This window comes from Halomonas sp. HNIBRBA4712, assembly GCF_043558675.1.
In the GTDB taxonomy this organism is placed as follows: domain Bacteria; phylum Pseudomonadota; class Gammaproteobacteria; order Pseudomonadales; family Halomonadaceae; genus Vreelandella.
The window spans coordinates 114,469-139,276 of sequence record NZ_JBIFXR010000008.1 but is presented as its reverse complement, the minus strand read 5'-3'; the positions used below and the strand labels follow the sequence as shown (position 1 = coordinate 139,276).

The window sequence follows — 24,808 nt, the reverse complement described above, 5'->3', positions numbered from 1 at the left end:
GCGTATTGGGCGGTTAAAAGACACCCTCGCGCTCGAGTCGTTCCCGCCGCGCGTTGAGCCCGGGTGGCAGGGCGGGCAGCACCGCCTCGCAAAGCGCCCGCCCCTCCACCGAACCAAGCGTCAGCGGGGCGCTCACGGCGCTATTTTCGACAATCCGCCCGCGCTCCATCACCAGCACCCGCGAGCAGAAGCGCTCGACCAGGCGCAGATCGTGGGTGACGAACACGAACGCCACGCCGCGCTCGCGGTTGAGCCGCTTGAACAGGTCGAGCATCTGGATCTGCAGGTGGCGGTCCAGGTTCGAAACCGCCTCGTCGAGTACGATCAGTGAAGGCTTTGGCGCCAGGGCGCGTGCGATGCACACGCGCTGAAGCTGCCCGCCGCTGAGCTCGAAGGGGTAGCGCGAGGCCATGCGCCGCTCGAGGCCTACGGCGTCAAGCAGCTCGCCAACGCTTGCCTCGCGCTCGGCTCTCGAGAGCGTCGTCAGATGGATCAGCGGCTCGCTGATGATACGCGCGACCGTGAGGCGCGGGTTCACCGCGCCTTGAGGATCCTGAAACACCATCTGCACCCGGCGGTAGAGCGCACGCTTTTCGGCGGCGCGTTTGCCAAGCGGCTCGCCCTCGAGATAGACCCGGCCCTGGCGCGGCGCCTCCAACCCGGTGAGAAGCCGCGCCAGGGTGCTCTTGCCGCAGCCGCTGCGCCCCAGAAGCCCGAGGATTTCGCCGGGGTGAACCGAAAGCGATACGTCCTCGAGCACCGTGTCCAGCGCGCGCCGCCCAAGCCATGCGCGCCGCGCATAGCCGTGGCTCAAGTGTTTTGCGTGTAACAGCGTCATCGGCGCGCCTCATCAAAAGCTGGGTCGGTGGCAATCGGGGCGTAGAGCGACAGGTGCGCCTCGATCAGCTCGCGGGCGACGGCGCTTTCGGGGCGCTCGAACAGCGTATCGACCGGCGCGCTTTCGACGATACGCCCTCGGTCCATCACCATCACGCGATCGGCCAGCCGCGCTACCACGCCCATGTCGTGGGTGATCAGCAAAAGCCCCAGCCCGAAGCGCTGGCGAAGTGTGGCCAGCAGGTCGAGGGTGTCGCGCTGATGAATCGTATCCAGGTCGGTGGTCGGCTCGTCGGCAAGAATGAACGGCGCCTGGCTTGCCAGCGCCAGCGCAATCATCATGCGCTGGAGCATGCCGCCGCTCATCTCGAAGGGGTAGAGTTTCAAAAGCCGCGCCGGCTCTGCAAGGCCCGCCTCGCGCATCGCCTGGTGGATGCGCGGGGCGCGCTCGCGCCTGGCCACGCCGAGCGCCTTGAGGGTTTCATCGGCGTGGCGCTCGAGCGTGCGCACCGGGTTGAAGGCGCTGCGCGGGTTCTGCATGATCGCGGCGACCACCCGGCCGCGCAGCCTTGAAGCCGCCACCGGCGCGCCGTCCAGGCGCAGCTCGCCGGCGCTCAGGCGCGTGCCGCCGGGCAACGTATCGAGCGCCGCCGCCCAGGTGAGCGACTTGCCCGAGCCGCTGGCGCCGACAAGCGCCACGACCTCGCCGCGTTCAAGCGTGATCGAAACGTCGTCGACCAGCCTCTCGTGGCCGGCCTCGACGCTGATGCCCGCGATCTCGAGCGTGGTGGAAGGGGGGAGCGCACTCACGATAACGGCTCCCGGTTCAGGTGGGGGTCGAGCCGGTCGCGCAGCGCGTCGCCCAGCAGGTTGAAGGCCATGACGCTGAGAAACAGCGCAAGCCCCGGCCACAGCATCAAAAGCGGCTCGGTCCAGATGAACTGGCGCGCATCCGAGAGCATCACGCCCCACTCCGGCGTTGGGGCGGCGACCCCCAGCCCGAGAAACGAAAGCCCCGAGACGTGCAGCATGATATGGCCGATATCCAGCGAGGCGAGCACCGCCAGCTGCGAAAACGTCGCCGGCAGCAGGTGGCGAACGAACACCTGTGTGCGGCTCGCCCCGGCCATGGTAGCGGCGCTGATGAAGTCGCGATGCCTGAGCGACAGCACGATCCCGCGCACGATGCGCGCGTACCAGGCCCAGTGCGACAGCGCGATGGCGAGCACCACGTTGACAAGCCCGGTGCCCAGCATGCCGATCATGAACAGCGACAGTACGAAGGTCGGGAAAGTGAGAAAGATATCGATCACGCGCATGGTAATTTGGTCGAAGCGCCCGCCGATGAACCCGGCGGCGCCGCCAACCACGATCCCCAGCGTCAGCATCAAGGATAGCGTGATCGCCACGGTCCCCAGCGACACCCGCGTACCCGCCAGCAGCCGGGTGAAGATATCGCGCCCCAGGTGGTCGGTGCCGAGCCAGTGGCTGGCGCTCGCCGGCGCCAGACGGTTGGAGAGCGCCACCGCGTTGGGGTCGAAAGGCGAAAGCCAGGCGCCGAACAGCGCAATGAGCACCAAAAGCGCGACCAGCGCCAGCGCAAAGCGGGTACTCAGGCGTGCCCGGGGCCGCGCGGGGCGAGCGCCAAAGGCGTGGGAGGCGGTAAAAACGCTCACTGTACGCCCTCCCGTGATAGCCGAATGCGCGGGTCCGCCGCGGCGTAGACGATATCGACGATGAGATTACACACCACGAAGATCGTCACCATCATCAGTGTGAAGCACTGGATGACCGGGTAGTCGCGGTTGAAGATCGCCGATACCGCGTAGCGCCCCACACCCGGCCAGCCGAAGATGCTTTCGATGATCAGGGTGCCGCCGATCAGCTCGCCGACGTGCATGCCGGTGGCGGTGATGATCGGGAGCAGCGCATTGCGAAATACGTGATCGCGCTCCACGCGCCGCGCATCCAGCCCGCGTAGACTTGCGTAGCGCACGTGGCGCTGGCCGCTCACTTCGAGCATGCTGGCGCGCAGCAGCCGCGCGTTGATACAAAGCGACATCAGCGAGATCGCCACCGCCGGCAGCACCAGGTGCGCCACACTCCCCCGGCCCATGGGCGGCAGCCAGCCAAGCTGTACCGAAAACAGCAGCACCAGTAGAAAGCCGAGCCAGAAGTTCGGCATCGAGACGCCAAAAAAGGCGATCAGGCGCACGAGTAAATCCGGGCCGCGGTGCGGATGGCGCGCCGCCCAGCGCCCCAGCGGAATCGAGACGGCCAGGGTGAGCGCCAGCGCCACGCCGGCAAGCTCCAGCGTGGCCGGCAGAAAGTGCATCAGATCGTCGAACACCGGGCGTTGGGTGGCGTAGGAAACACCGAAATCGAGCCGCAGCGCTCGGGAGAGCCACTCGACGTACTGGGTAAGCAGCGGCTGGTCGAGGCCGAGCAGGGCACGGGCGTGTTCGAGCGCCTGGGGCGTAGGCGGTACCTGGGAGAGGCGCAGATAGTCCATCGCCGGGTCCGACGGCCCCAAACGCAGCAGCAAGAAGATCAGGATCGAGGCTGCCAGCAGCAGAAGCGGCAGCAGCATCAGCCGCTTGAGAATGAATAGAGCCATCAGCGCGCCGCCTCGGGGGTGAAGCGCTCGAAGGGGATCTCGCTGGTCATGGCGCTGAAGTTGATCGGGCCGATCGCCGGGTCGGCCACGGCGAGCACGGTGGTGTAGGTCAGCGGCAGATAGACGGCGGACTCGTGAAGCCGCGTCAACAGGCGCTTATAAAGCGCCTGGCGCTCGCGTTCGTCGGTGGTGACGAGAATATCGTCGATCAGCGCGTCGATCTCGGGCTTATCCTCAAGGCCGAGCTGCGCCTGGTAGTCGGCGTGGGCGGGCGCGCGCATGGAGCTGATGAAGGCGTGCGGATCGAACGGCGCCCCCCAGGTGCGGTTGAAAATCATGCCGAAGCGACCGTCGCGCTGGCGGGCGTAGACGCTGCTCTCCTCCTCGCCGATCATCCGTGCCTGGATGCCCACCGCGGCAAGATCCGCCTGCACGATCTCCGCCAGCGACTTGGAGACCGCATCGTTGCCGACGAACACAAGATCAACCCGCAGCGGCTCGCCGTCACGCATTCGCAGGCCGTTTTCCAGCTCCCAGCCCGACTCGGTCAATAGCGCCTCGGCGCGGGTGGGGTCGAAGGCGTAGGGCTCAAGCCCCACGTCGGCGTAGGGGACGCTCGGCGCGAACAGCGTCTCGGCGGGGTGCTGGGTGCCGTAGAACACGCTCTCGACCATCTGCGCCTTGTTCACCGCGTGGTTGATCGCCTGGCGCACGGCAAGCTCCCGGGTGGCGCCGCGCTGGCTGTTGATCGCCAGCATCAGCGTCTCCATCGGCTCGGAAAGCGCGGTTTCGAAGCGCTCGTCGTCGGCCAGGCGAGCGAAGGTATCCGGTGAAATCAATCCCTTGGCGCCGTAGACCAGATCGATCTCGCCGGTTTGCAGGGCGATGGCACGAGTGTTGGGGTCGACGATCACCTTGACGTTGATCTCGTCGAAGCCCGGCGCCTCGCCCCAGTAAATCGGGTTTTTCGAAAACAGATCGAACTCGCCCAGCCGGCTCTGCTCCAGCTGCCAAGCGCCGGTGCCGATCGGCGCGCGAATGCCGTCGGCGGAGGTGCCGTCGATCAGCTGCGACGGCGCGATGAAGCGAAACGGGCGCGGCAGTGCCAGATCCTGAAGCGTGGGGTAATAGGGGTCCTTGAGCGTGAGAATGACGTGGCGGGCGTCGATCGCCTGGACGTCCTCGATCTGGTGGGTCAGCCCGAGCCAAGCGTGACGCTCGTGATTGGCCAGCACGGCGTCGAAGTTGACCACCACCGCGTCGGCGTCGAAGGGTTCGCCGTTGGAGAAGCGCACGTCGTCGCGCAGCGTGAAGGCATAGGTGCGCCCGTCCTCCGAGATCTCCCAGCTGTCCGCAAGCCAGGGCGCGATCGTGCCGTCGGCCTGGTAGCGCACCAGCGGCTCGAACACCATCGCCTGAGCGAACATCTGGTTGGGCGTGTAGAGGTGCGGATTCAGCGGCCCCACGTTGGTCGGCCAGGAGGCCTCAAGCCGCGTTTGGGCGGGCGCCTGGCCGACAAGGACGAGCGTAAAAAGAAGTACCAGCAGGGCATGAAGGGCTGAGCGCACGGCGACCTCGATCGTTGTTGGAGTATGATGAATTTTAAAAATTATCATACTTTAGTCGTTGGGCGTAGCCGCGCTCTCAGTCAGGTTAGCGGCTCACGAGGCGCCTCCGGCCTCGGTGCAGCGGCTGAACAGAGGAAATATCGACCGCCCCGCGGGAAGTGCCGGCGGCAGCGATTAAAAAGACAGCGGCGACAGGGGGGAGGCTCACCAATAACGGCCAGAATCCGCGCGCTGATGGTATGTCGTTCTTGAGTAAAAATGGGTAGTAACGAGGAAAACGGGGCTGGCGGTTTAGACGAAACGAGCGTGCGAGCTGCTCACAAGTCATGATATATTATGTTATAACATAATAAATTCTTGAAAGGCGATGATGTCCATGGGCCGGGCCTTGCAAGCAGAGCCGCAGCCGCGACTGCGCGGTGCCGAAACCACGCAATGGCGCGCGCCCGGACGTGACCTTCCCGCCTATTGATTTGGAGACCGTCATGACGCAACGACTCGCTACAGCGCCAATGATCGACCACGCCGCGATGGACGACGATATCAGCGTGCTGCCGCGCATCTTCGAGGATGCGATCAATATTGCCATCATGACGCGCCCGCTGCCGGCGGATATCGCCATGAGCGCCAACGCGCAGTGCCAGACCGAGCGCGCCTGGCAATTCAGTTGGCTGGGTGACGTCAACGATGCCTTCAGCGCGGATCTGCGCCGCCACCTGCCGGCGCCGGACGCCGCCGATGCGCTGATCGACGACATCAAGACCGTCGCCTCGGCCATCGCCTTTTTGTTCGAAACCGAGACCGTTGGCGTGCGCCTTCGCCTGTTGCAAAGCGCCATGTGCCCGCGCTTTCATTGCGATAATCTCCCCGTGCGGCTGGTCACCACCTACGTGGGGCCGGGAAGCGAATGGCTGCCGGAGCACGCCGTCAACCTGGCGGCGATTACCAAACTACCTTTGTCGCAAGCGCCATCATGCTTGTCATCGTATCGGTGATGGCGTTGTTAACCTCACGCGCAGTGCGTTGATTCACTTGACAAAATGAGAGGAAAATTGCCCGGCATGGTCGACAAGTGGCTACGCGACGAGTTGGAGATCGCCCCTGCATCACACTACATGACCTGCGATCAGATCAGTACCGCCTTTGATCTACTGCACGCGGGCCAATCGATCCGCTCGGTCATTCACTTCCAGTCCCGCGAGACCATGCAGCCGGGAGGGCTGGCGGGCAAGATCGTATCTTCAAAGTAGTAACACCAGGGCTGCGAATAGTCCTATTTGGCACGACCTGTTCCCAAGGCATGGCGTTCGAAACGTGGAACAATATGCTTTTGCCAACAAGAAAAGTGTTGCCAATTGTTTGAAACTTTTACCGAAGAGATCGAGGCGCTTGTACTTACAGGGGGCGAGGTCATATATATTGAATGCAACGAGAGCCAGCTTCGGGCAACGGCGAGAATGCAACGGGTCAGTCGGGCTCGACATCAAGCGAGACTGACATCATACGCCATGTCAGGCTTGACCGTGTGGCCTTTCAGTTCTCGTTAAAGGGTACTGGGAGCGCGTCTCAACTGATGAGCGATAGTACGGATCGAGTGGTTAACCCGCATCAGCATGATGACGGCTCGGTCTTCAGCAGAAAGATGGCGATAACAATGAGCCATGGCTATACCTTAATTGGTAAATCAGGTGTTGCACTTGCTCATTGAGACCGCCATCGTTACCGTTTTAACTCAGTTTTTGACAGGCATCGGCGAGACGTTGGCAGCCGCGCTCGATCTCCTGCTCACTGGTAGCAAAGGAGAAGCGGACGTAGGGGGAAAGCCCGTATGCTTCACCACCAATACCGGCGACACCTGCCGTTTCCAACCAATACAACACAATATCGGCATCGCTTTGCAACGAGGTTCCTTCCGGAGTCGTTTTCCCCAGCAGGCCGCTGACATCGACATACAGATAAAATGCCCCTTTAGGGGCCAAGCAGCGTAGTCCAGGAATCTTTTCGATACCGGCGAGCATTAGTTGGCGGCGATAGGCGTAACGTTCGGCCATCTCTTTGACAGGCGCTTGATCGCCACTAAAAGCGGCGACCGCTGCAGCTTGGCTAATCGAGCTGGGACACGTCGTTGTTTGAGAAATAAGCGTCACGATAGCTTTTATCAGTTCCTTGGGCCCGGCGCCAAAACCGATGCGCCACCCTGTCATGGCGTAGCCTTTAGATACACCGTTAATGATCAGGATGCGAGACTTCAAGTCCGGCGCTACATTAAGGAGCGAAATATGTTTTGCATGCTCATAAACGAAATGTTCGTAGATCTCGTCAGACATTACGTAAACGTGTTCGTATCTACGCAAAACGCTTGCCAAGGCACTTAGCTCGGCCTCGGTATAGACTGCCCCGGTAGGGTTTGAAGGGCTGTTCAGCATCAGCCAGCGGGTATTGGGCGTAATGGCTTGTTCGAGCGCTTCGGGGGTCAATTTGAAGTCCGACTGCTCGTCGCATACCACGATCCGGGGAGTGGCACCGGTCAATAGCACAATATCGGGGTAAGAGACCCAATAAGGCGCCGGTATGATCACGTCATCGCCTTTATTGAGTGTTGCGGCCATCGCATGAAAAATAATGTGTTTGCCGCCTACGCCTACCACAATTTCATCTGGCGAAAACTCAAGAGCATTGTCGCGCTTGAGTTTGTCGACCACGGATTGGCGTACCGCTGGTGTACCTGCTGATGAGGTATAGTGAGTATCGCCCTTACGCATTGATTCAACTGCAGCCTCTATAATATGCGCTGGCGTATCAAGATCGGGCTCACCGATGGTAAAGCTGACAATATCGCGCCCGGCAGCCCGTAGTTCGGTCACTAAGGCGTTCGCCGTGACGCTGGGAGAAGGCTTTATACGCTTAAGACGATCGGCAAACTTAATGGCCATGATTAAGATCCTCTCCTAGTGTTAAACCGTTGGCTGATAGAGTCGCGTCGAGCCAGCTTTGATAGTGCTCGCCAGTATTTATTTCAGCCATGATCTTTTCTTCTTTTTTTGCGCTGGCGCGTGCGGCACTAATCAACTCATCGGCTTGAGACTGGGGGAAGCTGACGATGCCATCTTCATCACCCACGATGATATCGCCGGGGTTAACGACCTGCCCCCCCACTGAAACCGGTACATTAATTGCCCCTGGGCCCGTCTTATAAGGGCCGCGATGACAGTTGCCCCGTGCATAGCAAGGCATACTCTCTTCTGCGAAAGCTTTAACGTCACGAATAGCGCCGTCTACCACAAAACCAGCGCAACCACGGTGCTTGGCATAAAGCAGGATCAGTTCACCGATAAGCGCGTTATCCAGATGCCCCCCTCCATCTATCACTATTATATGGCCCGGCTGGATCATGGATAGTGCCTTATATATAAACAGGTTATCGCCAGGACGACATTTAACGGTGAATGCCGTTCCCACCATTTTCGTACCGTCATGGTAGAGTTTAAGTTCGCGAATAGCGCTTAAGCGGTCAAGATTGTCACTAATATGCGGAGTAACGATCGTTTTAAAGGCATCGATATGTGCCTTTGAGGCTAATTTTGTTTTATGAGAAGAGTCAGTCATTATCGTGTCTCTGGTGGGTTGTGGAATCAAATTTAGCGGCTCAATTGGTTAATAAAAAAAGCGATATTTTTTATTTTTTATCATTTATAAAAGAATGTTTTTTTCGTCATTAGGCTTGCCGGCTTTAAAGCATGATGCGATTCAGCATCGAACTATGAACGCCGAGGCAGTATTAATTTTAGTGTCCAAATCGCATCTTTTTAAGATGCCGTTTTTTTAAACTGCCGGTCTTGACCTAGGGTTTCACGCTTCGCCGCCACTGCCCCCAAAGCGGATAAGCCACAGCAAGCACGACTAACAGGCAAAGCGTCAACGAGATAGGTCGAGTGAAAAATGTTGTCAGATCCCAGTGTGAAATTTGCATTGAGCGACGGAAATTGACTTCAAGAATAGGGCCAAGAATAAGAGCAATTACCAGAGGAGCGGCCGGGTAGCGCCAGCGCTCCATGAAGTAGCCGATCACACCGAAAATGACCGCCAACCACACATCAAATACTTCGTTACGTAGCGCATAAGTTCCAATAACACTAAAGATGAGGATCATGGGCCCCAGCACAGCCCCAGGGATTTTAGTGACAACTACCAAGTAACGGCACAGCCATAGCCCTAACAGCGCAAACAAGACGTTGGCCAATAAGAGCGACATGATCAGGGTGTAGGTTGTTTCGGCATGCTGTGTGAACAGGCTTGGCCCTGGAATCATTCCATGAATGGTCAAGCCACCTACGAAAACGGCGGTTACCGCGTTGCCAGGAATACCCAGTGTTAGCGTAGGGATTAGCGTACCACCGGTAACCGCATTGTTAGCCGACTCAGATGCTGCTACGCCCTCCAGCTCACCTTTACCGAAGCGCTCGGGGGTCGGCGAATGGCGCCGTGCCTCGCTGTATGAAATAAACGACGCGATGCTGGTGCCCGCCCCTGGCAGAATACCGACCACCGAGCCAATCACGGATGAGCGCATCATGGTCCGAAGGCAGCGGCGAACATCGAGCCATGGTGGTAAGCGACGACCTTTGAGCGGCTGGCTCTTGCTGGTTAGTACACCTCCCTCCTTCGGTATACACAGGTTAAAGGCCTGAGAAACGGAAAAAAGACCAATTAATACCGGCAAGAGGGGCACGCCTTCGAACAGCTCGCTAAAGCCGAAGGTAAAACGCTGCGTACCGGTAAACATATCCAAGCCTACGCTGGCGAGTACTAAACCGATTGCGGCGGATAAAATCCCTTTGAAGGGGCGATCTGAAGCCACCCCAATGATCGTTACGAGGCCGAAAATAGCTAACACGGTATATTCTTGAGGGCCAAAGGCGAGCGCGATATGTGATAAGGGAGGAGCTATGGCGATCAATACCACCACGCTGAACAAACCGCCAAACAGTGATGCGATGGTTGCCATACCTAGTGCTTCTCCACCGCGCCCCGCCATGCTGAGCGGATAACCGTCGAGCGCCGTGGCAATGGAGGCATCGGTACCGGGTGTACGCAGTAAGATCGCGGTGATAGAGCCGCCATAGACCGAACTGACGTAAACGGCACCGAGTAGTATGAGCGCCAGATCGGGCGGCATATTAAAGGTAATGGGAATGCACAGGGCAACGCCCATGGTGGAAGAGAGCCCCGGGAGTGAGCCGATGGTGATGCCCGCCAGCGTGCCCAATAGCAACGTCACTAAAGCCATTGGCGTTACTACATTACCGAGGGCGGTAAGTAATATATCCATAGGAAGCCTTTTAAAAAAAGTCTACAGTTAGCCAGCTAGCAATCCAGCGGGTAAGGGAACTGAGAGCAGGTGTACGAAGACCAGATAAATGGCGGCAGAGAAGACGAGGGCAATTAACAAGGCCCACCGCCACTTCAAATGGGCTAACCATCGTAGGGTCACTAATAAGAATAGGGGCAATGTAATGAGTGCGCCGGCGGTTACCAGCAGCACTAATAAGCTCAGTACGCAAAGGCTCCATAGCAAGAGACGCGCCCAAGGCAATGGCTCGGGTAACTCATCGGGAGCGCGGTCACGCAAGGTGCTCACTAAGACGCCTATGCAGGCGAGCAAGCCAAGAGCACCGGCAGCAATGGGGAAGAGTCCCGCATCGCCGCGCATATCCATGCCGAAAACCATCGCTGTCATACATAGAGCGCCTAGTATGACGGTCACGCAACGGTCAATAGTATCGAGCGTCATGAAATAGTCCTTCCGGTTCTACGATTACTCTTCTACCCAAGGATTAGTATCCCAAAGAGCTTTTAATTGATCGTAGCTATCTTGAATGAAGGCAGCATAATCCTGCCCATAGATAGGATTAACGGGCATGTTGAGCTGCTCCATTTCGGCGAGAAACTCAGGGTTTTCCATCACACCACGCATGGCCGCAAGAAGGTCGTCATAAATCTCTTGAGGAACGTCCGCCGGAACAGCGAACCCACGTGATGCGGCAGATACGACGTCGTAGCCTTGCTCGCTACCTGTCGGCACATCGGGAAGCGACTCGTTGCGCTCACTTGACCAAATCGCTAATCCGCGCGCGCTGCCTTCGTTGATTTGATTGACAGCTTCGGACATATTGCCTTCAAACGCCGTAATATGGCCGCCCAGCAGAGCGGCCGTCGCCTCAGCATTGCCATTGTACGCGACAAAATTAAGATCGATATCGGCGGCTGAAGCAAAGTTGAGCGCGGCCAAGTGATCGTCACCGCCTATACCCTCATGGGATACCACGATCGATTCTGGATTGGCCTGAACGGCTGCTACCAAATCGTCCAGTGTGTGGTAAGGGCTGTCCTCTGAAACAACGAGCATTCCGGGGTCGGTTACAACATTAGTTAGCGGGCGAATAGCGTCTAGGGAGTAGCCCACCGTCTCTTCCCGCGTAATGGGATAGACTTCAATCGCTGGGGAGTTGATCAAGCCTATGGTATAACCATCCGGTTTTGCATTGGCTAAATAAATCCAGCCGAGTTCACCGCCCGCCCCGGGCCGATTGACCACGACAACACGCTGACCAAGCTCTTCTTCCACATATTTAGCGAAGATGCGAGCCATCGTGTCGGTACTGCCCCCTGCACTGAAGGAGACAACCATTTGTATGGGTTTTGTGGGATAGTCTGCCGCTAAGGTGGTCGCGCTGAAGCCCGCCGTTATTAGTGTTGCTAATCCACTCAAGAGCGCTTTACGAACTACATTGGGCTGTGTCGTCATCGTCGTATTCCTTCTTGATATTATAGTGTCGTGTATCGCTTTAATCTCTTCTCGAGCGACCATCAATTTTGTAACCGTCAAACGAATGTTAATGGCTATGCCAACCACTTAAAAACATTTTAATCTTTTAAAAAAGCGAATATTATGCATATTTTATAATTCATTTTTTTCATGATTCGGTTGGGCTATGTTGACTCTCAAACAGCTTGAAACGTTCGTTAAAGTCGTTGAATTAGGCACTTTTGAGCGTGCTTCCCAACATCTCAATGCTACTCAATCGACGGTCTCCAAGCGTATTTCTGAGCTGGAGCAGGCGTCGGGGTTGACGTTATTTGATCGTTCGCGTCGTAATGCCCGGCTCACGGAAGAGGGAGAAAAATTACTGAAATTGGCTTATTCGACATTGGAAGGGGCCAAGAGAATCCTCGAGCTTAATCGACAGCCCGAGGGGTCGCTGCATCGTGTTCGGCTTGGATTTACCGATTTGTCCGCATTTACCTGGCTGCCTGATTTTTTAAGGGAATATACTCTTGAAAGGCCGGATATTCGCCTTGACATTACCATCGGCATGAGTCGCACGCTTTATCAGCAGTTTCAGGATGGTGAGCTGGATTTGATCGTGATACCGCAGATCCCTGAAGTTTTTCCGCAATCCGGTATAGAAACATATCTTCTCACCGAAGTAGATATGGCATTCATGGCTAGAGAGGGGCTGGTGGACGGCCCGCGCCCTATACCCGTAACAGCCCTTGAACGCTATACATTGATTAGCCAAGGTAAAAGTTCCGGGTTTGCTCAAGGCTGCAATCGCTGGCTGATCAATCAGGGGATGGCAGCCACCCATCAAACCGCCGATAACTTGCTAGCGCTCGTGGGCTTGATAACGGCAGGACGTGGCGTCAGCGTACTACCCAGGCTCTGTGTTCAGAGTTTTGCTCGCGAACAGAAACTTGAAATACTCGATACCGCGCCTTCTTTACCTAAAACCAATTATTGTGCGATGTATCATGGCGGTGTGCGCGTGCATCTGCTTGAAGAGCTTGCTCACCGCTTGAGCGAAGCCGCAGACTTTTCGCGGCCTTTCTTTTTAGGCTCTTCGTCAATCCATATGGATTTGACTTAATCGAGCAGGCGCCCACTGGGTTGCCAATCAAGTAAATCATGGCGATAAAGTTGGCTTCATTTCGGGGGAAGGCTCAGTGCCACTTGGGTTACAGCACGGATCTTCGGTGTGGTCGCGGGCTGCTTCTGTAGCTAGGTGTCCATGAACCTTTGCTCCAGAATGAATGGTTTAAGAAGCTCTCTCGCTGTCAGCAGAGGATAACTCCTGTAGCTCATTTGATCATCCAGAACCCTCAAGGTAGACAAAGTTGCGTTTCAGGAGCCTGAAGGCCATCTTCAATTTGGAAGGCTAAAAGAAGAAACGAAGCTTGGACGCAATATGGATACAGGCCGGCTGAACGATAGACAAAAAAAGGCAGGCCAGTAATTTACTGGCCTGCCTTTCGAAATATTGGTAGCGGGGACCGGATTTGAACCGATGACCTTCGGGTTATGAGCCCGACGAGCTACCAGACTGCTCCACCCCGCATCAACGTGGGCGTATTCTACCGGGATTGGGCGCAATGTCAATTACCTCGGGAGTTAAATTCGCCGCGCCGCGCGTTGGCGTCACTCTGCTGCAACATCGGGTTAGTAACGCTATGCTGTGCTTACGCCTTTTGGATCCGGCGTGGCAAGACGGAAGATAACAACACGGTGCGTGGCCGGGCTTGTCGGCCACCAGTTCACACTGGCTTGCGGCGCCCTTTGCGTTGTGCGGGTGCAGGCCATTCGTCATTTCAGGGAGGCAGTCAATGGCTAATCAACCCCAGGTGGCTTGGGTTACGGGTGGAACGGGCGGTATCGGCACGGCCATTTGCCGGTCGCTGGCCGAGGCGGGGTTCTTGGTGGTTGCCGGTTATCGCAATCCGGACAAGGCGAAAACGTGGCTCGAGAGCCAGAAGGCCGACGGCTTCGATAACATGGCGCTTTCCGGTGTCGATCTTTCGAATTACCAAGCGTGCATGGACGGTGCGCGTGAAATCATTGATACCCACGGCCCGATCAGCGTGTTGGTCAACTGCGCCGGTATCACGCGCGACGGTACGCTCAAGAAAATGGCTCAGGAGCAGTGGACTGAGGTCATCGACACCAACCTCAACAGCGTCTTCAATACCTGCCGCAGCGTGATCAACCCGATGCTCGAACAGGGCTACGGACGCATCATCAATATCTCTTCCATCAACGGGCGCAAGGGGCAGTTTGGCCAGGTGAACTACGCCGCCGCCAAGGCGGGCATGCACGGGCTGACCATGTCGCTGGCCCAGGAAACCGCCACCAAGGGCATCACGGTCAACACCGTATCGCCGGGCTACATCGCCACCGACATGATCATGGAGATCCCGGAGAAAGTGCGCGAGGCGATTCGCGAGACGATCCCGGTCAAGCGCTACGGCACGCCGGAAGAGATCGGCCGGCTGGTGGCGTTTCTGGCCGACGAGCAGTCCGGCTTCATCACCGGCGCCAACATCGATATCAACGGCGGCCAGTTCATGGGCTAAGCGCTCGCTGAAACGCGCATCAAAAGCGCCCGCACTCAAAACCGCAAGGAGGTCAAAAGCCTCCTTGCGGTTTTTATGGGTAGGGTGTTTCAGCGCCTTGGCGGTTACGGGGCGGGCAGGCGTGAAAGCCGGCCCAGCAGCGCGTCGAACTCCTCGATCTCGCGCGCCCAGATCTCCTCGTACATCGGCCCTAGCGCAAGCAGGTCTGCCAGCACCGTCTGTACCTCCTGGGCCTGGCTTTTTTCGCCCTTGAAGCCATCGTTCAAACGCTCGACCTGAATGACCAGGCGCAGCGGCTCGTCGTGAGGCTTGACGCTGCCCAGCGCCAGCAGCGACAGATGCACGCGAAGCCGCGATAGAGCCTCTTCGATAGCGGCTCTTGGCGGCGGCGCGGCGGCGTCGAGCGCTTGACGGGCTTCGTTACGGCGTCGGTGCGCTTTTAGAAAGGCGCCGGAGAGCGGCGTTTCGAGCACGGCTTTGGCGTCGACGGGCTCGACGTGGCCGTCGAGCGCGCGCTGGTCGGTGGCAAGGTGGGCGTTGATCAGCGGAAGCAGCGACTGCCAGCGCGTCACGGTGTCCGCCACTGCCAGCCGCGCCAGCCGGTCACGCCGGGCGCGCACGATGCCGCTCAAACGGCGCTGCATGCCTTCGCTGCGGCGGTTGCGCGGAAGCGGCTCTAACCGCTGGGCGCGCTCGAGGTACGCCTCGAGCGTCTCACCGTCGGCGGCGTCCGTCGGCTGCCAGCTCTCCATTTCATCGACCAGCGCCTGCATGTCGTCGAGGGTTTGCTGGGTTTTCGCCGCCTGCTCGCTCTTGTGCGCGTCGCGCTGGGCGAAGAGCTGGTCGCAGGCACCCCGAAAGCGTTTCCACAGCGTCTGCTCTTCCCCCTTGGGCGCGCGGCCCAGCGCGCGCCACTGCTGCTGCAGCGCCTTGGCGCGAGTAATGCGCTCGTGTAGCGGTTGGGTGTCGGCGTGAACGAGGGCTTCGACCTCGTCGATCAGCGCGCGTTTCTCCCGGGCTATCTGTTCGGCGCGCTGGTCGATCAGCGCCTGCAGGCGGTGGCGTATCTTGCCAAAGCGCCGGCCCACCGCTTCCGACGCCTCGCGCGGAACCGGGGCGTAATCGCGCCACTGGTGGCGGGCGCGATCGCGAATTTCGCGCAGCGCGTCCGGGTCGGCGTTTTCCGCCGGCTGCTGGCACAGGGTTTCGAGCTGCTCGCAGAGCTCTTCGCGGCGGCGAAGGTTGGCCTGGCGCGTCTGGTCGAGATTTTCGCGCCAGCTCGCTAAACGCTCGTGGATGCGATCCGAGGCGGCGCGAAAGCGTGTCGAGAGTTCGCGGCTGGCCGCCGCGTTGCCCAGCGACGTCCACTCCTTGACCAGCTGCCGGTGGCGGCGATCCAGCGTCGCATCCGCCATCGGCGGGGCGTCGGCCAGCGCTTCGATGCCGGCACAGAGCTGTTCGCGTTTGGGGCCGGCCACGAACCCCCGCCAGTCTCTGAGTTCGGCAAGCCTTGCGCCCAACTGTTTGAGCCGCGCCTTGTGCGGTTTGGCATCAGAAGAGTCGACTGCCTCGAGTGCCGGCTTCAAGCGCTGGTGAAGGCGGCTGGCGCTCTTGAACGCGCCGCGCTCGAGCAGGTGTTCGAAGTTGTCGAGTTCGGCCTCGAGCGTTACAAGCGACGGGCCTTCGGCCTTATGCTGCGCTTGTTCGAGGTTCGAAAGTGCCAGCGCCCGCTCAAGAAGCGCTGGCCGGGCGAGGTTGTTCGGCCAGGCGAGCGGCCTGGTCAGCGCGACCAAGCGCTCGTGGTTGTGATCGGCAAGGGCATTTTCGATCTGTGCCTGATGCTCCTGCCAGCGCTGCCAGGCCTCCATGACCTGATCGAAGCCCTCCAGCGCTTTGGCGTAGCGCGCCTGGGTCGTCTCTGGCGGGGTGTGCATGTCCGACAGCGACTGCCAGCGCTGGCCCAGAATGCGCCGCTGGGCGCGCAGGCTTTCGATATCCTGAGGCCCGAGCGTTTCGGCGTGCTCAAGACCTGCGAGCGCCTGTTCGAGCCCGGTCAAAAGCTGCTCGCGGGTGGTGTCGACCTCTTCGCGGCGCACCTGGCGTTGCTGGCGTGCCTGCTCCCGTGTTTCGAAGTCGTTGAGCGTCTTGCGCGCGCCGAGCAGCGCCTGATGAAAGCGCTCCTCCTGGTCGGCGGTGGGCGGGTGGTCGAGCTTTCGCCACTCGCGCTCCAGGTGACGCAGGCGCCCGCCGTAAAGCGGCTCCCAAGGGGCGCGGGCGTGCTGCTCGAGCTTGCCCAGAAGCTCCTCGCGGCGCGCCGTCTGCTGGTCGAACCAGGCGTTGTCATGACGTAATCTTGCGAGCTTCTCGCGCGCCAGGCGCACCACGTTGCGATCGCGGCGCGCCTCCTTCAATAGCTGCTTGAGGCTCGCTTCTTCCTCCAGGCGCTCGGCGGCCTGGCGGCGCACGCTGGCCACGCTGTTGTGGCAGGCCTGAAAGATCAGGTCGTCGTCGCTTTGAAGGCGGGCGAGGGCGTTCAGGCGCAGGTCGAGGTTGTCGCCCCGCAGCGCGATCTCGTTGAGCAGCGCCGAGTCCGTGAGCGAATCGACCAGCCGGCGGCGGGTATAGAGATCGGTCTGGCCTTCGCGGCCGGTCAAGCGCTCGATAACGGCATCACGCCAGCCGGGCGTAGCCTGGCGCTCGGGCAGCCGGCTGGTCAGAGTGTCGAGATCGCCCAGCGCGATGAGCGCGGCGAGCTGGATGCCGGGGTCCGGGTCGTCGGCCAGCGCCTTCAGCGCGTCGCGCTGATCGACCTGCTGCGGGTCCAGCTGATGAAGGGCCTTGAGGCGAACCTCGGCGTCGGGATGCTGCCACCGAGGCGCGAACAGGCGTCGTAACAGTCCGTGCATGAATCTTCCTGCATAGAGGTGCGAGGCGTGAAAAAAATCAGCCCTCGGTGCTTTGGTAGTTGCAGTCACCGGCGCTGTCGCTTAGCTTTGCCAGTGGCAATGTGACGTCGCTTCGCACGTCGACGAGCACATTCCCCGCGCGCGATCGCGCTGCGTTTATCTTACTGAACATGACATGGAGTTCGGCCATGAGCCTCAATGCCGATAGTGCCGACAACGCCTTTACCTTTAAAGGCGGCATGCTGCCCATGACCGTTATGGAGTTGAGCAGTGCCGACCCCGAGCAGATCAGGCGCCAGCTGGCCGGCAAACTCTCACAATCTCCTGCCTTCTTTCAGCATACACCGGTTGTGCTGGGCGTGGAAAAACTCGATGAGCCGCACCTGGCGCTGGAGCGCATTTGCGCGGTGTGCCGCGATCACAAGCTCTTGCCGGTGGCGGTACGCGGCGGTCCGGAGCCGGTTCGCCAGTCGGCCTGGGCGCTGGGACTTGGCTGGTTCGCGCCGGTCGAAGAGGGGCGCGCGCGAACGCTTGAAAGCGTCGAGCGCACTGACGCGCCGGCACCGCCTGAGCACGACTCCGCCGCCGATAGCGCCGCTCTTGACGCCGCCCAGGTCGCGACCCGGCTTTATCGCGGCACCGTCCGCTCGGGCCAGCAGGTTAGCGCCCCAGAGGGTGATCTGATCGTGGTCGGCGCGGTCAACGCCGGTGCCGAGGTGCTGGCGGCGGGCAATATCCATGTCTATGGCGCGCTCCGGGGCCGGGCGCTGGCGGGCATTCACGGCAATACCAGCGCCGGCATCTACTGTCGCGAGCTCGAGGCCGAGCTGCTCTCCGTTGCCGGCAACTACAAGCGCCTTGAAGATATCGACCCGAAACTGCTGGGGCTGGCCGCGCAGGTTCACTTCTGTGAGGAGCAGCTCGAGATCAAACGACTGGTCTGAAGGCTGGTACGAAGAACGTAGCGACGTGACGAGCGCTTTTCGTTAGAGTAGAGGTGCCGTCGACGTCACCGGATTGACACCGAAATTTGCGTTGCGCGCGATGACGACAACAATATGCCCGCGCGATTCAACGACCTCTTAAAGGATATGACTCTTGGCCAAAATCATTGTAGTGACCTCAGGTAAAGGGGGGGTCGGTAAAACCACCAGCGCGGCGGCGATCGCCACCGGGCTTGCGCTGCGCGGCAAGAAAACCGTCGTCATCGATTTCGACGTAGGCCTGCGTAATCTGGATTTGATCATGGGCTGCGAGCGGCGCGTGGTGTACGACCTGGTCAACGTCATTCAGGGCGAGGCGGCGCTCAACCAGGCGCTGATTCGCGACAAGCGGGTGGAAAATCTGTTCATCCTGCCGGCGTCCCAGACCCGCGACAAGGATGCGCTGACCCAGGAAGGCGTGGAAGAGATCCTCGAGCAGCTGCGCGGCGACTTCGACTTCGTGATCTGCGACTCGCCCGCCGGTATCGAGCGCGGCGCCCAGCTTGCGATGTACTTCGCCGACGAGGCGGTGGTGGTGACCAATCCGGAAGTCTCCTCGGTGCGCGACTCCGACCGCATCCTCGGGCTTCTGGGCTCCAAGACCCGCCGCGCCGAGCAGAGCCAGGACCCGGTGCGCGAGCACCTTTTGATCACCCGCTACAATCCATCCCGCGTCACCTCCGGCGACATGCTCACGCTGGAAGATATTCGCGAGATTCTTGCCATCAATCTACTGGGTCTGATTCCGGAGTCCGAGGCGGTACTGCGCGCCTCCAACCAGGGCGTGCCGGTCACCCACGACGGCGCCAGCGACGCGGGCCAGGCCTACGCCGATACCGTGTCGCGCCTGTTGGGTGAAGACGTGCCGCTGCGCTTTCACGAGGTGCAGCGCAAGAGCCTGCTGGGCCGGATGTTTGGAGGAGGTCGGCGATGAAACTGCTTGAATTCCTTAAGCGCGAGCGCAAGAAGTCCGCCTCGGTGGCCAAGGAGCGCCTGCAGATCATCGTGGCTCACCAGCGCAGCCAGCGCGGCCAGCCCGACTACATGCCGATGCTCGAACGCGAGCTTCTGGAAGTGGTGCGCCGCTACGTGCACGTGGCCGACGACGCTATCCAGGTCTCGCTCGATAGCGAAGACAACTGTTCGGTGCTGGAGCTTAACGTAACGCTGCCGCGAAATTCGTGATTGGTGAATCGTGAATCGTGATTGGTGAATCGTAAGTCGTGAATCGTGAAAAGCGTGTAGTGAGGCGCGGGTGGGCGTAAGCGGGGGCGGTGCGGGAACTTTTGTGTTTATCGCCGTTGTTGTAGGGTGGCGGGATACGTTCATCGGAGTATCCGCCCATGGCGCCAGCCAACGCCGCCCCCGCCAGCTTTCTTTGGCACGATTACGAGACCTTCGGCGCCGACCCGCGCCGCGACCGCCCCGCGCAGTTCGCCGCGCTTAGAACCGACGCCGACTTCAACGAAATCGGTGAACCGGTCGAGATCTACTGCAAGCCGGCGGACGACGCGCTGCCCCACCCCGCCGCCTGCCTGATTACCGGTATTACGCCGCAAAAGGCGAAGCGCCACGGCGTGCCCGAGGCGGAGTTCGCCGCCCGCGTGCAGGCGCTGATGAGCGAGCCGGGCACCTGCGTGGTGGGCTACAACAGCCTACGCTTCGACGATGAAGTCTCGCGCCATCTGTTTTACCGCAACCTTCTCGACCCCTACGCCCGCGAGTGGCAAAACGGCAACTCACGCTGGGATCTGATCGACGTGGTGCGCGCCTTCTACGCGCTGCGCCCGGCGGGTATTAAATGGTCCAAACGCGACGACGGCGCGCCGAGCTTCAGGCTCGAGGACTTGACCGCAGCCAACGGCATCGAACACGCCGGCGCCCACGACGCGCTGGCCGACGTGCGCGCCACCCTGGCGCTGGCGCGGCTTTTGAAGGCGCAAAATCCCCGGCTGTTCGACTATCTTCTGGGCCTTCGCGGCAAGCGCGCCGTGGCCGCCCAGCTCGATGTGGCGAGCGCCAAACCGGTGCTGCACATCTCAAGGCGCTATCCGGCGAGCCGTGCCTGCAGCGCGCTGGTGATGCCGCTCGCCGAGCACCCCACCAATCCCAACGGCGTGATCGTGTTCGATCTCAGCGCCGACCCCAGCGCGCTTAAGAACCTCAGCGCTGACGAGATTCGCGAGCGCGTATTCGTAAGCCACGAGGATCTCGCCGAGGGCGAGTCGCGCATTCCGCTCAAGGTGATCCACATCAACCGCTGTCCGGTGGTGTTTCCCGCCACTGCGCTCAAGGATGTCGACGGCCCGAAAAAGGGCGAGTACGGCGAGATCCAGGCGCGTTTGGGCATCGATGTCGACCAGTGCCGCGCGCACTGGAAGGCGCTTCGCGAGGCGGGCACGGTCATCGCCGAAAAGGTCGTCAACGTGTTTAGCGCGGGCTTCGAGCAGGGCCCCCAGGACCCGGATCTGATGCTCTACTCGGGCAACTTCTTCTCGCCGGCGGACCGCCAGCAGATGGCCCGGGTGCGCGAGATGCCGCCCTGGGATCTGGTCGGGGCGCGCTTTGCGTTTCAGGATCCGCGGCTCGAGGAGATGCTGTTTCGCTTTCGCGCGCGAAGCTACCCGGAAACCCTGGAAGGCGAAGAGCGAGAGCAGTGGGAGGCGTTTCGCTGGGCGCGGTTGAACGACCCGGCGGTCTCCGGCTTCACGCTGAAAGCTTTCGCCCGCGAGATCGAGCGCTACAATCAGCAGAGTTTGACCGACTATCAGCGCCAGATTCTCGAAGAGGTGGTGATGTTCGTCGAGGCGATGCTGCCCGCTCAGGCGTTCGACGCCTGAGCGGGCCGCTCACGGCTCAGGGCGTTTGGGCGCCCTCGGGCAGGGGGCTTAAGCTTTCGCGGTAGGCGGCGGTGTCGCTGGGCTCGTCACCCGGATCGAAGCGCACATCCAGCGTGTGCGCCATGAGCGAAGGCCAGGCATCGCGCACATCGTCGATGCTCACTTCGAGCACCCGCTCGGCCATGCGCTCGCGGCGATCAAAACGCACCGGCTGCTGGGCGGTGGCCTGCCAGTAGCGGTTGGCCACCGCCGACAGACTGGTGTCGCGCTGCTCGAGCAGGTTGGCGAGCGCCTGGCGGTAGGGCCTGAGCGCCTCGTCGTCGAGGGTGTCGAGCTCGTCACCGGCGCGCTGCAGGAAGGCGTCGATACGCCGCGCGACCTCGTCGCTTTCGACATCCGCCGACTGCACCATGAAGGCGATGCCCGGCGCGTCCAGCAGCGGCGAGTAGCTGGCGTTGACGATGTAGCCCAGCTGCTGCTCGGTGCGCAGGCGTTGATAGAAGGCGGTATCGAGCCACTGGGCAATCACTCTGAGCGTGGCCTGCTCGGCCTCGCTCTTGTTGCGCCCCTGGGCGTAGCGCAGCACCAGCGATTCCTCCCGGGCGCTGTCCGGATGCAGAACCTGCCCCCCCTGATCGATGGCGAGCGCCGTCAGATCACTGACCTCATCGGCTTCGAGCCGCGGCGTCAGCGTGGCCCGAATCATGTCGGCCTGCTCGCGGGCAAGCGCCTGTCCAAGGTTGCCCACCGCCATGGCGTCGACGTGCAAGCCGCGCAGAAAGCGGCGGCGAAAATCCTCGAGGTGGTGGCGCTGAAGGCGCTGGCTTGCGTCCAGCAGTGCGCGGCTGCTCCACTGCGGCGTCATGAGCGCCTCGCCGACCACGCGGCTGCCCTGGCCGTACAGCGACGACTGCGGGGCGTTTTGCCACTCGCGCACGAGCTGGGTGCGCACCCGCTCGAAGGCGGCGTCGGTGATATCAGCGGTCTTGAGCTGCTCGATGGCCTGCTCGATGAGTGGCGTCTGGCCGTCGCGCCAGCCGGAAAACGCAAGCGTGATCCCGCGCGCGTGGGGGTAGGCGCTGAAGGAGTGGCCGGCAAGCCAGGCAGGATAGAGGGCGCTGCTCAGGCTGTCGTTGAGCCAGCCCGACAGCAGCCGGGTCAGCACCGCTTCCTCGGCGGAGTAGCTCACACTCGGGTGTTGAAGGCTGACGCGCCACTCGACGCTTGGCGTATTGAAACGGCTCTCCTGCATGTGCCAGGCGGTGAAGGTGGGCGTGTCGACCAGCACGCTCGGCGCCTCGTCCTGGCCTGGCTCCAGGGTCAGGTCGTTGGCGATGAAGGGGTTGGGCTCGGCCAGCGCCAAGCCTTCGAGCGCCTGGCCCGTCGCGTCCGGCGCGGGCAGGGTGCGCCAGGCGGTATTGAACCAGGGCGAGACGCTGTCGCTGGCCACGTTCTGGTCGGAGTAGACGCGAATCAGGTTGTCCGGGGTCAGCGCGTCGAGATACGTCGCTTGCGCGTCACGGTCCATGCCGTCCATGCGGTAGGCGGCGTACTGCACGTCCTCGACCGGGTAGCGCGACAGGCTCATCGAAAGCCGCGTCGCTTCGCTTTGCGGGGCGCCGTGCTGCTGGAAGCGAAACGCCTGCTCGGCGAGCGCGGCCTGCTCGTCGTAACGCCAGGGCTCGATCTCTTCACTGCGGATCTCGTCGACTGCGGCAAAGAGCGTGGCCTGCACGTCGTCCAGGCGCTCGGCGCCGGCCTCGGTGAGGCTGATCGATACGGTGAACAGCGCGTGTTCGCCGTCACCGCGCCCCACGCCCGCCGAGAGGCCAAAGGCCAAACCGGCCTCGCGCAGCACCGCCAGCACGCTGCCTTCGCTCTCGTCGCCCAGCAGGTGGGCGATGGTTTGAGCGGGCTTGGTGCGATAGCGGCTGGTCGGGTCCGGCACCGGGAAGTAGAAGTTGACCGTACGCCGATCCTCGAGCGACTGGCGCTCGAGATAAAGCGGCAGCGTGTCGCTTTGCGAAAGCGGCGCATCGATCACCGGCGCGGTGAGGCCGCGATCGGGAATCTCGGCGAAGCGTTCGGCGACCCACGTTTCAAGGGTATCCAGCGGCTGCGGCGCAACCACGGCCAGGCTCATGACGTTGGCATCGTAGTGCTGGCGGTAGAAGTCCATGATCCGGTCGCGCAGCGACGCCTCGCCCGCCGGCGGGTTCGCCAGCGTCTCGCGGCTGCCCACGGCGAAGCCGGTGGTGGCGTTGTCCGGATTCAGCACCTGGTTGAGCACGTCGTTTTCACGGCGTGAGTCGTCGCGGATGCGCGCCATGTATTCGGAGTGAATGATATTGCGCTCGCTTTCGAGCTGGTCGGCGTTGAACAGCGGCGAGAGAAAGAACGCGCTGAAGCGGTCCAGCGCCCCGGGCAGCGCCTCGGGGTCGACATCGAAGAAGTAGTTGGTGTCCTGCTGCGCGGTAAAGGCGTTGTGCGAGCCGGCGTTGTTGGCAATGTAGCTCTGGTAGGCGTCCGGCTCCGGATAGGGCTCGGTGCCCAGAAACAGCATGTGCTCGAGAAAGTGGGCAAGCCCCGCCAGATCCTCCGGGTCCTGGGCGCTGCCGGCGCGCACGTTCATCGACGCGGCGGCCTTGTCGGCCTCCGGGTCGCTCACCAGCAGCGCGTGCAGGCCGTTTTCCAGCGTCAGCACCCGGTAGTCGCGGCTATCATTGGGGCTCTTGATCGGCGTGACGACCTCGGCCACCTCCGAAGGCGCGGCCCAGAGCGTGGGCGCGTAAACGCTGACGCCAAGCGCCAGGCCGCCCACGGCGTAGCGCAGGATCACGCTGGGAACAACTTCGAAAGAACGTAACATCAGGACTCCTCAGGCACACGCCACCGCAGCATCGGGCCCTGCGGATGAGCGCAGGCCGCCGACTGGTGGGCGGGATTATTGACATGCTTTGATACTGCAAACGCGCCCAACAGTTCCAGCGGCGCCGGGCGCGTCAGCTCGAAAAGATGGTCCGACGGGGTTTCGGGGTCAAGCCAGCGCGAAAGCGAGGCGGGTTCGATGACCAGCGGCAGGCGGTCGGTCAGTGACGAAAGGCAGACGTTGGCCGGTACCGTGACCAGCGCCGTCGAGTCGGTGAAGGCGGTCAGCGTCGTATGGTAGCGACACCATAGCGCCCCCAGCAGCAGCGGCGCGCGGTCGGTCGCCGTGACCAGGTAAGGCTGCTTGCCGCCGGGGCGCGGCTGCCAGACGTAAAAGCCGCTCACGGGGATCACGCAGCGCCGGGCCAGAAAGGCCTCCTGAAACATCGCCCGGCTGTCCAGTGACTCCGCCCTGGCGCAGTGGGGGGCGTGGTCGAGCACCTTGAGCCAGGGCGGGGTCAGCCCCCAGAAAAGCGGCTCGTGGTGATAGCGACCCTGCTGCATGCGAATGGCGGAGACCGGCCGGCGCGGCGCCAGATTGGGCGAGGTGATGAAAGGGTCGTCGTGATTGAGCTCGGGCACCATGCGCGAAAGCGAGAGGCGCTGCACGTGTAGGCGTCCTGTCATGTCTCTCCTTGAAGCCTTGGGTGGAACGGCGGGCGCTCGTGGGCGGTAAAAATACGCGAAACCTGGTGCTTTGGTATCGAAAACAGTGTTCGAT

At 61.1% G+C, this 24,808-nt stretch carries 22 protein-coding genes and 1 tRNA gene; 8 read left to right on the top strand and 15 right to left on the bottom strand.

The genetic code is table 11. The annotated features are described in order from the left end of the window. Nucleotides 1-13: 13 nt before the first annotated feature. Genes nikE through nikA form a run of 5 tightly spaced genes read right to left on the bottom strand, consistent with a single transcriptional unit; the run spans nt 14 to nt 5,022 of the window. A complete protein-coding gene (gene nikE / locus ACGK9R_RS15120) occupies nt 14-838 on the bottom strand; it encodes a nickel ABC transporter ATP-binding protein NikE (RefSeq protein WP_394582738.1) in 825 nt (274 codons plus the stop codon). Continuing rightward, nucleotides 835-1,647: an ATP-binding cassette domain-containing protein gene (locus ACGK9R_RS15115; protein WP_394582736.1), complete on the bottom strand. Its 813-nt coding sequence runs from the start codon at nt 1,645-1,647 to the stop codon at nt 835-837. Before ACGK9R_RS15115 ends, nikE begins: the two co-directional genes overlap by 4 nt. After that, the gene (gene nikC / locus ACGK9R_RS15110; RefSeq protein WP_394582734.1) at nt 1,644-2,513 is read right to left on the bottom strand and encodes a nickel ABC transporter permease subunit NikC; all 870 of its coding nucleotides are present in this window, start codon (nt 2,511-2,513) and stop codon (nt 1,644-1,646) included. The genes ACGK9R_RS15115 and nikC overlap by 4 nt, the downstream gene beginning before the upstream one ends. After that, nucleotides 2,510-3,454 carry a nickel ABC transporter permease subunit NikB gene (nikB, locus tag ACGK9R_RS15105; RefSeq protein WP_394582731.1) on the bottom strand — a complete coding sequence of 315 codons (945 nt, stop codon included), beginning with the start codon at nt 3,452-3,454 and terminating at the stop codon, nt 2,510-2,512. The genes nikC and nikB overlap by 4 nt, the downstream gene beginning before the upstream one ends. Continuing rightward, complete coding sequence (gene nikA, locus ACGK9R_RS15100; protein ID WP_394582729.1) at nt 3,454-5,022, bottom strand: nickel ABC transporter substrate-binding protein; 1,569 nt, start codon at nt 5,020-5,022, stop codon at nt 3,454-3,456. Before nikA ends, nikB begins: the two co-directional genes overlap by 1 nt. Nucleotides 5,023-5,507: 485 nt before the next feature. On the opposite strand from nikA, the gene ACGK9R_RS15095 reads away from it, so the two are divergent. Both ACGK9R_RS15095 and ACGK9R_RS15090 read left to right on the top strand, forming a co-directional pair. Next, nucleotides 5,508-6,017: a DUF1826 domain-containing protein gene (locus ACGK9R_RS15095; RefSeq protein ID WP_394582726.1), complete on the top strand. Its 510-nt coding sequence runs from the start codon at nt 5,508-5,510 to the stop codon at nt 6,015-6,017. Between the two features lie 66 nt (nt 6,018-6,083). After that, nucleotides 6,084-6,272 carry a hypothetical protein gene (locus ACGK9R_RS15090; protein ID WP_394582724.1) on the top strand — a complete coding sequence of 63 codons (189 nt, stop codon included), beginning with the start codon at nt 6,084-6,086 and terminating at the stop codon, nt 6,270-6,272. 293 nt (nt 6,273-6,565) lie between these two features. Here ACGK9R_RS15090 and ACGK9R_RS15085 read toward each other — a convergent pair whose 3' ends face one another. From ACGK9R_RS15085 to ACGK9R_RS15060, 6 genes are all read right to left on the bottom strand, one after another. Next, nucleotides 6,566-6,685 carry a helix-turn-helix domain-containing protein gene (locus tag ACGK9R_RS15085; RefSeq protein WP_394582722.1) on the bottom strand — a complete coding sequence of 40 codons (120 nt, stop codon included), beginning with the start codon at nt 6,683-6,685 and terminating at the stop codon, nt 6,566-6,568. A 64-nt stretch (nt 6,686-6,749) separates the two neighbouring features. Then, nucleotides 6,750-7,955 (bottom strand): pyridoxal phosphate-dependent aminotransferase, encoded by a 1,206-nt coding sequence (locus ACGK9R_RS15080; RefSeq protein WP_394582720.1) that lies wholly within the window; start codon nt 7,953-7,955, stop codon nt 6,750-6,752. Beyond that, on the bottom strand, nt 7,945-8,628 hold the full coding sequence (locus ACGK9R_RS15075; RefSeq protein ID WP_394582717.1) for an RraA family protein: 684 nt from the start codon (nt 8,626-8,628) through the stop codon (nt 7,945-7,947). The genes ACGK9R_RS15080 and ACGK9R_RS15075 overlap by 11 nt, the downstream gene beginning before the upstream one ends. Nucleotides 8,629-8,863: 235 nt before the next feature. Continuing rightward, nucleotides 8,864-10,351 carry a tripartite tricarboxylate transporter permease gene (locus ACGK9R_RS15070; RefSeq protein ID WP_394582715.1) on the bottom strand — a complete coding sequence of 496 codons (1,488 nt, stop codon included), beginning with the start codon at nt 10,349-10,351 and terminating at the stop codon, nt 8,864-8,866. A gap of 27 nt (nt 10,352-10,378) precedes the next feature. Next, nucleotides 10,379-10,813 carry a tripartite tricarboxylate transporter TctB family protein gene (locus tag ACGK9R_RS15065; RefSeq protein ID WP_394582714.1) on the bottom strand — a complete coding sequence of 145 codons (435 nt, stop codon included), beginning with the start codon at nt 10,811-10,813 and terminating at the stop codon, nt 10,379-10,381. A gap of 24 nt (nt 10,814-10,837) precedes the next feature. Beyond that, complete coding sequence (locus ACGK9R_RS15060) at nt 10,838-11,827, bottom strand: Bug family tripartite tricarboxylate transporter substrate binding protein (RefSeq protein WP_394582712.1); 990 nt, start codon at nt 11,825-11,827, stop codon at nt 10,838-10,840. A gap of 187 nt (nt 11,828-12,014) precedes the next feature. Here ACGK9R_RS15060 and ACGK9R_RS15055 point away from each other — a divergent pair, with 187 nt between their 5' ends. Continuing rightward, entirely contained in the window at nt 12,015-12,950 is a 936-nt protein-coding gene (locus ACGK9R_RS15055; RefSeq protein WP_394582710.1) for a LysR family transcriptional regulator, read from the top strand. Nucleotides 12,951-13,341: 391 nt separating this feature from the next. Here the strand turns inward: ACGK9R_RS15055 and ACGK9R_RS15050 are convergent. Next, nucleotides 13,342-13,418 (bottom strand) — tRNA-Met (locus ACGK9R_RS15050). Between the two features lie 265 nt (nt 13,419-13,683). Between ACGK9R_RS15050 and phbB the strand changes: the two genes are divergently transcribed. Continuing rightward, entirely contained in the window at nt 13,684-14,430 is a 747-nt protein-coding gene (gene phbB / locus ACGK9R_RS15045; protein ID WP_394582708.1) for an acetoacetyl-CoA reductase, read from the top strand. A gap of 104 nt (nt 14,431-14,534) precedes the next feature. Here the strand turns inward: phbB and ACGK9R_RS15040 are convergent, their stop codons facing one another. After that, the gene (locus ACGK9R_RS15040) at nt 14,535-17,336 is read right to left on the bottom strand and encodes a DUF349 domain-containing protein (RefSeq protein WP_394582706.1); all 2,802 of its coding nucleotides are present in this window, start codon (nt 17,334-17,336) and stop codon (nt 14,535-14,537) included. A 188-nt stretch (nt 17,337-17,524) separates the two neighbouring features. Here ACGK9R_RS15040 and minC point away from each other — a divergent pair, with 188 nt between their 5' ends. The 4 genes from minC (at nt 17,525) to sbcB (ending at nt 21,159) form a co-directional block, all read left to right on the top strand. After that, nucleotides 17,525-18,280: a septum site-determining protein MinC gene (gene minC / locus ACGK9R_RS15035; protein WP_394582704.1), complete on the top strand. Its 756-nt coding sequence runs from the start codon at nt 17,525-17,527 to the stop codon at nt 18,278-18,280. Between the two features lie 154 nt (nt 18,281-18,434). Next, complete coding sequence (gene minD / locus ACGK9R_RS15030; RefSeq protein ID WP_252109456.1) at nt 18,435-19,253, top strand: septum site-determining protein MinD; 819 nt, start codon at nt 18,435-18,437, stop codon at nt 19,251-19,253. Beyond that, nucleotides 19,250-19,504, top strand: a complete 255-nt coding sequence (minE, locus tag ACGK9R_RS15025; RefSeq protein ID WP_394582700.1) for a cell division topological specificity factor MinE — start codon at nt 19,250-19,252, stop codon at nt 19,502-19,504. Before minD ends, minE begins: the two co-directional genes overlap by 4 nt. Nucleotides 19,505-19,662: 158 nt before the next feature. After that, nucleotides 19,663-21,159, top strand: coding sequence for an exodeoxyribonuclease I (gene sbcB, locus ACGK9R_RS15020; protein WP_394582698.1), 1,497 nt, complete (start codon nt 19,663-19,665; stop codon nt 21,157-21,159). Nucleotides 21,160-21,175: 16 nt separating this feature from the next. Here the strand turns inward: sbcB and ACGK9R_RS15015 are convergent, their stop codons facing one another. Further along, nucleotides 21,176-24,028, bottom strand: coding sequence for an insulinase family protein (locus tag ACGK9R_RS15015; protein WP_394582695.1), 2,853 nt, complete (start codon nt 24,026-24,028; stop codon nt 21,176-21,178). Continuing rightward, complete coding sequence (locus ACGK9R_RS15010) at nt 24,028-24,714, bottom strand: SOS response-associated peptidase (protein ID WP_394582693.1); 687 nt, start codon at nt 24,712-24,714, stop codon at nt 24,028-24,030. Before ACGK9R_RS15010 ends, ACGK9R_RS15015 begins: the two co-directional genes overlap by 1 nt. Between the last annotated feature and the right edge of the window lie 94 nt (nt 24,715-24,808).

Bases quoted from the DNA above. Each gene is read 5' to 3' on its own strand.
- nikE (WP_394582738.1), bottom strand. From the start codon at position 838: ATGACGCTGTTACACGCAAAACACTTGAGCCACGGCTATGCGCGGCGC.
- nikB (WP_394582731.1), bottom strand. From the start codon at position 3,454: ATGGCTCTATTCATTCTCAAGCGGCTGATGCTGCTGCCGCTTCTGCTG.
- ACGK9R_RS15095 (WP_394582726.1), top strand. From the start codon at position 5,508: ATGACGCAACGACTCGCTACAGCGCCAATGATCGACCACGCCGCGATG.
- ACGK9R_RS15090 (WP_394582724.1), top strand. From the start codon at position 6,084: ATGGTCGACAAGTGGCTACGCGACGAGTTGGAGATCGCCCCTGCATCA.
- ACGK9R_RS15085 (WP_394582722.1), bottom strand. From the start codon at position 6,685: ATGGCTCATTGTTATCGCCATCTTTCTGCTGAAGACCGAGCCGTCATC.
- ACGK9R_RS15080 (WP_394582720.1), bottom strand. From the start codon at position 7,955: ATGGCCATTAAGTTTGCCGATCGTCTTAAGCGTATAAAGCCTTCTCCC.
- ACGK9R_RS15075 (WP_394582717.1), bottom strand. From the start codon at position 8,628: ATGACTGACTCTTCTCATAAAACAAAATTAGCCTCAAAGGCACATATC.
- ACGK9R_RS15070 (WP_394582715.1), bottom strand. From the start codon at position 10,351: ATGGATATATTACTTACCGCCCTCGGTAATGTAGTAACGCCAATGGCT.
- ACGK9R_RS15065 (WP_394582714.1), bottom strand. From the start codon at position 10,813: ATGACGCTCGATACTATTGACCGTTGCGTGACCGTCATACTAGGCGCT.
- ACGK9R_RS15060 (WP_394582712.1), bottom strand. From the start codon at position 11,827: ATGACGACACAGCCCAATGTAGTTCGTAAAGCGCTCTTGAGTGGATTA.
- ACGK9R_RS15055 (WP_394582710.1), top strand. From the start codon at position 12,015: ATGTTGACTCTCAAACAGCTTGAAACGTTCGTTAAAGTCGTTGAATTA.
- phbB (WP_394582708.1), top strand. From the start codon at position 13,684: ATGGCTAATCAACCCCAGGTGGCTTGGGTTACGGGTGGAACGGGCGGT.
- ACGK9R_RS15040 (WP_394582706.1), bottom strand. From the start codon at position 17,336: ATGCACGGACTGTTACGACGCCTGTTCGCGCCTCGGTGGCAGCATCCC.
- minC (WP_394582704.1), top strand. From the start codon at position 17,525: ATGAGCCTCAATGCCGATAGTGCCGACAACGCCTTTACCTTTAAAGGC.
- minE (WP_394582700.1), top strand. From the start codon at position 19,250: ATGAAACTGCTTGAATTCCTTAAGCGCGAGCGCAAGAAGTCCGCCTCG.
- sbcB (WP_394582698.1), top strand. From the start codon at position 19,663: ATGGCGCCAGCCAACGCCGCCCCCGCCAGCTTTCTTTGGCACGATTAC.
- ACGK9R_RS15015 (WP_394582695.1), bottom strand. From the start codon at position 24,028: ATGTTACGTTCTTTCGAAGTTGTTCCCAGCGTGATCCTGCGCTACGCC.
- ACGK9R_RS15010 (WP_394582693.1), bottom strand. From the start codon at position 24,714: ATGACAGGACGCCTACACGTGCAGCGCCTCTCGCTTTCGCGCATGGTG.